The organism is Paenibacillus sp. TAF43_2, assembly GCF_052113545.1.
In the GTDB taxonomy this organism is placed as follows: Bacteria; Bacillota; Bacilli; order Paenibacillales; family Paenibacillaceae; genus Pristimantibacillus.
In genome coordinates this window covers 1-7586 of record NZ_JBFRDK010000238.1, presented here as the reverse complement: position 1 = coordinate 7586, position 7586 = coordinate 1, and the positions used below count along the sequence as shown (strand labels likewise).

8 protein-coding genes and 2 pseudogenes are annotated in these 7586 nt (G+C 42.1%); 6 read left to right on the top strand and 4 right to left on the bottom strand.

Going from position 1 to position 7586, the window contains the following annotated elements:
• Positions 1-800, top strand: a pseudogene (locus AB4Z17_RS30290) (sodium-dependent transporter); the annotation flags it as partial.
• A 57-nt stretch (positions 801-857) separates the two neighbouring features.
• Here AB4Z17_RS30290 and AB4Z17_RS30285 read toward each other — a convergent pair.
• A pseudogene (locus AB4Z17_RS30285) lies at positions 858-1615 on the bottom strand (class I SAM-dependent methyltransferase).
• Between the two features lie 335 nt (positions 1616-1950).
• On the opposite strand from AB4Z17_RS30285, the gene AB4Z17_RS30280 reads away from it, so the two are divergent.
• Entirely contained in the window at positions 1951-3045 is a 1095-nt protein-coding gene (locus tag AB4Z17_RS30280; RefSeq protein WP_441963987.1) for a glycosyltransferase, read from the top strand.
• Positions 3042-3656, top strand: coding sequence for a glycerol-3-phosphate acyltransferase (locus AB4Z17_RS30275; protein WP_441963985.1), 615 nt, complete (start codon positions 3042-3044; stop codon positions 3654-3656). Before AB4Z17_RS30280 ends, AB4Z17_RS30275 begins: the two co-directional genes overlap by 4 nt.
• A 97-nt stretch (positions 3657-3753) precedes the next feature.
• Here the strand turns inward: AB4Z17_RS30275 and AB4Z17_RS30270 are convergent, their stop codons facing one another.
• Positions 3754-4215, bottom strand: a complete 462-nt coding sequence (locus AB4Z17_RS30270) for a VOC family protein (protein ID WP_441963983.1) — start codon at positions 4213-4215, stop codon at positions 3754-3756.
• Between the two features lie 206 nt (positions 4216-4421).
• Here AB4Z17_RS30270 and AB4Z17_RS30265 point away from each other — a divergent pair, with 206 nt between their 5' ends.
• From AB4Z17_RS30265 to AB4Z17_RS30255, 3 genes are all read left to right on the top strand, one after another.
• Positions 4422-4859 carry a class I SAM-dependent methyltransferase gene (locus AB4Z17_RS30265; RefSeq protein WP_441963981.1) on the top strand — a complete coding sequence of 146 codons (438 nt, stop codon included), beginning with the start codon at positions 4422-4424 and terminating at the stop codon, positions 4857-4859.
• Between the two features lie 46 nt (positions 4860-4905).
• Positions 4906-5061: a hypothetical protein gene (locus AB4Z17_RS30260; RefSeq protein WP_441963979.1), complete on the top strand. Its 156-nt coding sequence runs from the start codon at positions 4906-4908 to the stop codon at positions 5059-5061.
• Positions 5062-5230: 169 nt separating this feature from the next.
• Positions 5231-5503, top strand: a complete 273-nt coding sequence (locus AB4Z17_RS30255) for a hypothetical protein (protein ID WP_441963977.1) — start codon at positions 5231-5233, stop codon at positions 5501-5503.
• A gap of 148 nt (positions 5504-5651) precedes the next feature.
• Here the strand turns inward: AB4Z17_RS30255 and AB4Z17_RS30250 are convergent, their stop codons facing one another.
• On the bottom strand, positions 5652-6509 hold the full coding sequence (locus tag AB4Z17_RS30250; protein WP_441963975.1) for an SDR family oxidoreductase: 858 nt from the start codon (positions 6507-6509) through the stop codon (positions 5652-5654).
• A 94-nt stretch (positions 6510-6603) separates the two neighbouring features.
• Positions 6604-7584 carry an alpha/beta hydrolase gene (locus AB4Z17_RS30245; protein ID WP_441963973.1) on the bottom strand — a complete coding sequence of 327 codons (981 nt, stop codon included), beginning with the start codon at positions 7582-7584 and terminating at the stop codon, positions 6604-6606.
• Positions 7585-7586 lie beyond the last annotated feature (2 nt).

Genomic DNA, 7586 nt, shown 5'->3' with positions numbered 1-7586 from the left:
CACTTACACTGGATAACGCGATGGAAGGTGTGAAGTTTTTTCTAGCACCAGATTTCTCAAGGATCACATCCCAAAGTGTATTGTTTGCAATGGGTCAAGCTTTTTTCTCCTTAAGTGTCGGAGTATCCGTCATGGTTACATACAGCTCTTATTTGTCAAAAAAGGAAAGTTTGATTCAACCGGCTATTTCTATCGTAACCATGAATTTGCTGATAGCATTATTAGCGGGATTGGCCATCTTTCCGGCTGTATTTTCACTAGGTTTAGAACCAGCGGAAGGACCTGGCTTGTTGTTTGTAGTATTGCCCGCGGTATTTGATCAAATTATTTTTGGGGAAGTTTTTTTATTAGGCTTTTTAGCATTATTTTTATTTGCAACATTAACGTCGGCCTTCTCGATGCTAGAAATCATTGTAGCTTCTATGGTTAAAGGCAAAGAGGAGAAGAGAACAAAATATGCCTATATGCTTGGTGCATTCATATTTGCGGTAGGCATTCCGTCTGCGTTATCCTATAGTGCTTTTGCCGACATTTTAATCTTTTCGAAAAATCTATTTGATTCAGCAGATTATTTAGTAAGTAATATTTTGATGCCGCTTGGCGTTTTTTTGATTTCGATTTTTGTACCGCTTAAAATGAAGAAAAGCAAGCTGCGAGAGGAGTTATTGCAGCATTCTCGTTTTGGCGCTACTGCCTTTACTATTTGGTTTTTTATTATCAGGTTTATTATTCCTCTAGTCATTATCATCGTATTTCTTGATATTACTGGAATGCTTGATAAAATAACTTCATTATTGTAGTATCCAACATTATGAGCAAAAGAAAGGGATACCCATAACCGGGTATCCCTTTCTGTTTTATTTCCTTGCTGTAATCATAAATCGTTCTGAATTTGTTCTGATTCCTTGTTCGGTTTGGTTGTTTTTAATAAATTGTTGAAGGATTTGAAAATCTGTCTCGGATTGTCCGAAGTTCGGAATAATTGGCGTGTGTTTCAATAGAAAAATGATGTCTTCAGCCGTCTCAAAATAATCGGTTGCGTTGTATTCAAATGACTGAATGTCTGTGAAGCCTGCATCAGCTAACTCCGCAATATATTGATTTTTCAAGACACCTTTTTTTGTACCAAATGACTGTCCTCTTGTCCTCTTCCGAATGCCTCTTTAAGGTTGAGCTTATCGTGCTCACTAACCTGTTGGGTAAAAAATACACCATCGTTCACCAATACTTTTGCGATTTCTTTGGCAGAAAAAGCGGAATGTCTGCAAGAGACTACATTGAAAAAGTGGTCAGGAAAATCGAGCTTCTCCGCATCCATTTGTAAAAAGCGTATATTTGATTTATTTGATTGTTTTACGTTATTTAATGCGGTCTCAATCATGCCTGTGGAAAGATCAATGCCAATTAGAAGCAATGCTGAATCTGCTATTGATAATAATGCTTCTCCGCCGCCAGTACCGATATCAAGCAAAAGATCAGACTTCTTGCAAGACTGGATGACTTCATCATAAAAATCCCATGCGATTCCTTCTGAGACAGATTTCACTTTGCTGAAATCCCAACCGTTGATTTTCCCGACTTGATCATAAAATTGTTTGTATTCTACTGCATTCATATTTCTTCCACCTTCCAAAGAGGATAATAAAAAAACAAATGGATTGCTGCCGATATCCGTTCAAAATTTAGTTTCATGTGGTCAGAAGGACAGACGATCCCCCTCTGCAGCTGGTACGCGTTTTATCCAGCCCGGAAACTAATTACTTCGAACCATTCGGAAAGACATTCCATTCACCTCGATTGAAAGATTGTTCTCATTATATGGCAAAGTGAGCTTATCAATCAAGCCATCGTGCAAAATGTGCCGTTCCCATATGGATGGAGGAATCAATGAAACTAAAATAATACAGACGGCCCCTTCATATACATAAATACATGAGGGGGGATTAGAAAATGTGGATGCTCATTCTAATGCTAGTCGGATGTCTCTCAGGTTTTTTTCTGTTCAGAAAAAATACTCTGACCGTCACTAATCAGACAGATCAGAGCGTGCGGAAACTGTCCATTATTATTCCAGCTAGAAATGAAGAATGTAATTTACCACATTTGCTTGAATCCCTTAGGTCGCAAACGGCTCAACCCTTTGAAATTATTGTGGTAGATGATTATTCCGATGATCGAACCAAAGAAATTGCTGAAGGCTATGGGRTCAAAGTTATTTCAAACAGCAGCCTCCCTAAAGGCTGGACAGGTAAGAACTGGGCGGTATGGAATGGATATTTGCATGCCTCTGGTGATATGTTTGTATTTTTAGATGCGGATATAAGACTGGCGCCTAACGCCTTGGCTTCATTAATAAAGGCTAGGGAGCGATCGAAGGGTGTGATTTCAGTTGTTCCTTTTCATCACACCGAGAAGCTATATGAGAAGCTTGCTTTGATTATGAATGTGCTTGGGATATTTGCGTTTACATCGGTCTTTGAAAAGAAAAACCCGATGAAAGGGCTCTATGGCTCCTGCATTGTCGCATTAAGGGAGGATTACGAAAAAATCAATGGCCACGAAAGCGTGAAAGCAGAAGTGCTGGACGATTTGTTTCTAGGCTCCAAATTTATGGCAGYGGGCGTTCCAGTCAATAATTTTATCGGATATGGCTTAGTTTCTTTCCGCATGTATCCTCAAGGCATTCGAAGCGAAATTGAAGGATTTAGCAAAGGGGCGGTGTTAAGCACTTCGACGCTTAGTCCGTGGACGATTATCCCGATAGCTATTTGGGTGGTAGGACTGCTTCTATCGGAAACGGTATATATTTTTGTGAATACTTCATGGGCTTTGCCACTCTTAATCGGTTATTTTGTCTATATGTTTCAATTATTTTACTTCACGAAGTATGTAGGCGCTTTTGGAATCGTTATTCCGCTGCTCCATGTTTTTGCTTCGTTATTTTTTATCATTGTTATGCTTTATTCCATGTATCAGGTGGTTATTCTAGGGCATGTAAGCTGGAAAGGCAGGCAAATCCGGGTAGGGGGCAAGAGGGACCTATGATCATATTATGGATTGCGGGTTCATTTCTATCGGGTTCTCTTATGTTTTCGTATTGGCTTGGTCTGCTCCGCAAAAAAAACATAAAAACGGTTGGCGACGGCAACCCTGGTGCTTTGAATCTTTGGAAGTCATCTGGATATAAATTCGGCGTGGCCGGTATTTTATTGGATTTTTTGAAAGGATACTTGCCAGTGCTTTTTATAATGGGAGGCAGCTATAATCAAGGTTATCTTATTGTTCCGCTGGCTATAGCTCCTGTAGCAGGTCATGCTTTTTCTCCTTTTCTGAAAGGGAAGGGCGGCAAAGCTATTGCTGTCACATTTGGCATATGGAGTGCGCTCACAGGGTTTGAGGTTTCTTTGGCTTATGCCGTAATTCTAGCGCTGATGGCCGGTGTGAGCCACATGATATACAAAAACAAACCTAAATCCACCGAGGCGGATGGCTTGCAGGTTGTGGTTGGCATGCTGCTTCTTTCTGTTTATTTGTATATAAGGATGTTCTCAACCGCCCTACTCCTCGTATGGCTTGGGAATTTTGCAATTCTTGTTTATAAGCACAGAGTTGAAATAGGGAATTCATGGAAAAAAGTATATGACAAAGGTGTCTAAAATGAAAAAGAGATTGTCTCTTAAGGTGATGCCTTCTGAGACAATCTCTTTAATTATCTTCCCGCCAAACGAGCCTTCATCAGGAGTTGTATTTATACTACGAACGGGAATCTTCACGCATAGCGCCCAATACGATGTGATAACCATCTGGATCTTTTATACAAGCGTTTTTAAACTCGTGATTGCCGTGAGCATCAGTAAAGGGTTCGACAGCAATATGTCCTCCAAGTCTACGCACTTCCTCAATAAGTAAGTCCAAGTCATCCCAGCTAACGTGAATAAATGTGTCCCATCCAAAGTCAGGACCTTCCCATTCCGTTGGATAGTTTGGACGTTTTTGTGCGCGTGCATTCGGTCGCACATCTTCAGGAGAAGCTGCCTGCTGCAGAATGAAGGTCATGCCGTCTCTTTCGGCATGCCCCCAGTTATCGATATGGCAGCCGAGCACATCACGGTAGTATTCCTGGGATTTCTTTAAGTCTGAGACCAACCGAACTTGAATGGTGTGACCGAATTTTGCTTTTTGACCTGTAGGTGTCTTTGCAGCTTGCTCGCTCATTTTATTTCTCCTTTGTCACCAGAAATTTTATTAAGAATTTTTGACTATATTCGATTATCTACCAATGTTTTCCTGCAAGATGGTTTGAAAAAGGGATCGGAGTTGTGATTGATCCTGATGGAAACCGAATAGAAAATAAATAGGCGTTATAACATGGTAAAATGAAAAATATAGATTCGAATTCAAGCGGTTGGAAAGGGGGATTTATGGACAACGACGAAACGATTCAAACCATTGTGAACTGTATGGCTGTTACTGGTGAGGATACTTCGATACAAAAAATACAGACGGAGCATCGACTGAAATTAGCACAATTTTGGGGCATAACAAAAGGCAGTAGAGTGCTCGAAATAGCCTGTGGGCAAGGGGATACAACAGCAGTTCTTGCCTTTTTGACTGGAGAAAGCGGCTTTGTTCAAGGGATTGATATTGCTYCCCCTGATTATGGAGCTCCGATCACATTAGGTGAAGCTTATGAGCATTTGAAAAGATCTGAGTTAGGAAATCGACTAGAAATGAACTTTGAGGTTGATGTATTGTCCGATAAGATAAGTTATCCTGATCAATCCTTCGATTTTATTGTATTGTCTCATTGCTCATGGTATTTAGAATCGTTTGAAAAATTAACGAGCATTATGGAATAAGTGAAGAAATGGGGGAAACAGCTTTGTTTTGCTGAATGGGATTTAAATGACATTAGAAGATTATCCACATGAGCTGAAAGCTCTTACCAAAATACCAAGCAAGCTAAAAACGCTCATTAACTCGGAGATTGGTTTACTTCAAGAAGCGGTGAAGCAAGATCATACAAAACCAATGTCGACATTTGCATTGGTTGCACGATAATGTGAATGCTGGAAATGAATATTTATACGTTTGTAACGCTAGCTTGAATATAGATAAAAGTCCAAATCTATAAAACAATCAAATGTCTGGTTACAAAAGATAGAGTTGGTTCATATGTTGTAAGTATCTTCTAGAGGAGGTATTACAAATATGCCAAAAGAAAAGAAAAATGCAAAAAACAGCTCAACAGGCAATCGTAGCGAAGGAAACCGTACAGGCGGTAACCGTACCGGTGGCAACCGCACGGGAGGCAATCGTACAGGAGGAAATCGCACGGGAGGAAACCGTACAGGCGGTAATCGCACGGGAGGAAACCGTACTGGTGGAAACCGTACCGGAGGAAATCGCACGGGAGGAAACCGTACAGGCGGCAATCGCACGGGAGGAAACCGTACTGGTGGAAATCGTACCGGAGGAAACCGCACAGGCGGCTATCCTTTAGGTGACACAGCCCCAGGCAACGAAGTTTAATTGATGCAGATCAAGCTATAGTTTTGTAGAAGCTATGCTTGAACAAGATGGCAGCTCATGACTCTTAGAGAAATGAGCTGCTTTTCTTTTCAAAGATTCATAGGATGCGGCTGAGCGACTCAACTTTTACCCTTGCGCGTCATTTCAGCCAGCTCATCCCATTGCTTATCGGACACCTCTGCTAAGCTGTTGAATTGCCCTGCACCTTGCAGCCACTCGCCGCCATCAATCGTTACAACTTCACCATTCAAATAATGTGCGAAATCCGAAACTAAATAGGCGGCTAAATTAGCTAGTTCTTCTTTATCGCCAACACGTTTTAAGGGGATGCGGCTTATCATCTTCTCCTCAAGCTCAGGAATGGGAGAGAGGCGAGACCAAGCGCCTTCTGTCGGAAAGGGACCTGGTGCAATCGCAACTTGGCGAATACCGTAAGGTGCCCATTCAACGGCGAGCGATCTTGTAAGCGCAAGAACGCCAGCTTTTGCAGCAGCGGAAGGTACAACATATCCCGAACCGGTAGAAGCATAGGTGGTGACGATGTTCAACATCGTACCGCCTCTTCCTTGTTCAATCCACCGCTTGCCTACCTCCAGAGTCGTATAAAAGGTGCCGTGTAAAACAATATGTAAGATCGTATCTACTGCTCTTGGAGAGAGCCTCTCGGTAGGACTGATGAAATTTCCTGCAGCGTTGTTGACGAGGATATCGATATGTCCAAAATGGTTCTCGACGGCTTCAATCAGCTCATGAACTTGTGATGGATCGCGAACGTCACAGCTTTTGTAGTAAACGGTGCTGGTGGGCAAGCTCATTTCTTCAGCCGATTGCTTCAATACCGCCTCACGGCGGCTGGCAATTGCGAGTTTAGCGCCTAACGCAACAAATTTCTCACCCATGGCGCGTCCAAGTCCGGTCGCTCCTCCCGTTATGAGAACGACCTTTCCTTGCAATAAATCGTTTGTAAATGGTCCCAAATGCACACCCTCCTCTGAATCAGAATGATTCTGTCTGTATATTCATATCAGGGAGTGGTATAGGTTATGTGCAAAATAAAGAATCATTTAGACACTATCCATTCATAACATATCGACTGAGAAATGCCGCCACTTTTTGTTCATAGGTTGTTGTATCCGTACCATAGGACATGCCGTGACCAGCACCCTCGGCGATATAAATATCTTTGTCAGCTTTACAAGCTTCATAAAGCCTCCACACCATTTCTGTAGGTACAAAAGTATCGGCGGAACCATGAATAAAGAACATGGGCAGCTTATTTTTATCCAGCTGCTTGATTGCAGATGCCTCCTCGAAGCTATAACCTGCTTTAAGGCGGGTTAATAAGCTAGTTGCAGGTAAAATCGGAAAAGCAGGCAGCTTGTACATCCGCTTTAGTTGATAAGAGAGCTGATCGGTAACGGACGTATAGCCACAGTCCTCCACAATGGCCTTGACTTGTTTTGGAACGTTTTCACCGCTTACCATCATCACAGTCGCTCCACCCATCGAAATGCCGTGCAGCACGATTTGCACCGATTCACCAAGTTTCTGTAAGACCTCGTCTATCCAAAGGAGATAATCCTTCCGATCTGGCCAGCCGAAGCCGATGTAATCGCCTTCACTATCGCCATGACCTCGATCATCAGGCATAAGCACGTTATACCCAAGCCTGTCATAATAAAATTTAGCGAAGCTGCCCATATCTTTCCCTTGCGAGGAATAGCCGTGTGCAAGAATGACGGTTTTGGACGTCAAAGTTTTAGCTTCAAGGTAATAGCCAACCAAGGAGAGACCGTCACTTGAAGTAAGGTGCCAAATTTCATAAGCTTGTTTTTCTATCCATTCTACTCCTATAGCCTCTACCGGTGTTGGACCAGATTCATCTGCTAATGCAATGGCAGCTTGATCATCCGTTTCCTTTTCTCCGTGAATTTGCGCTAAATCCTGATTATTGCTTAAAAATGCTTTGGAGTTTCGTTTGATTGCCACGTAATAGAAATAATAACTAATCACGGTAAGTAAACCGATAAAAAGGACCGCCAAACCTCCTATTC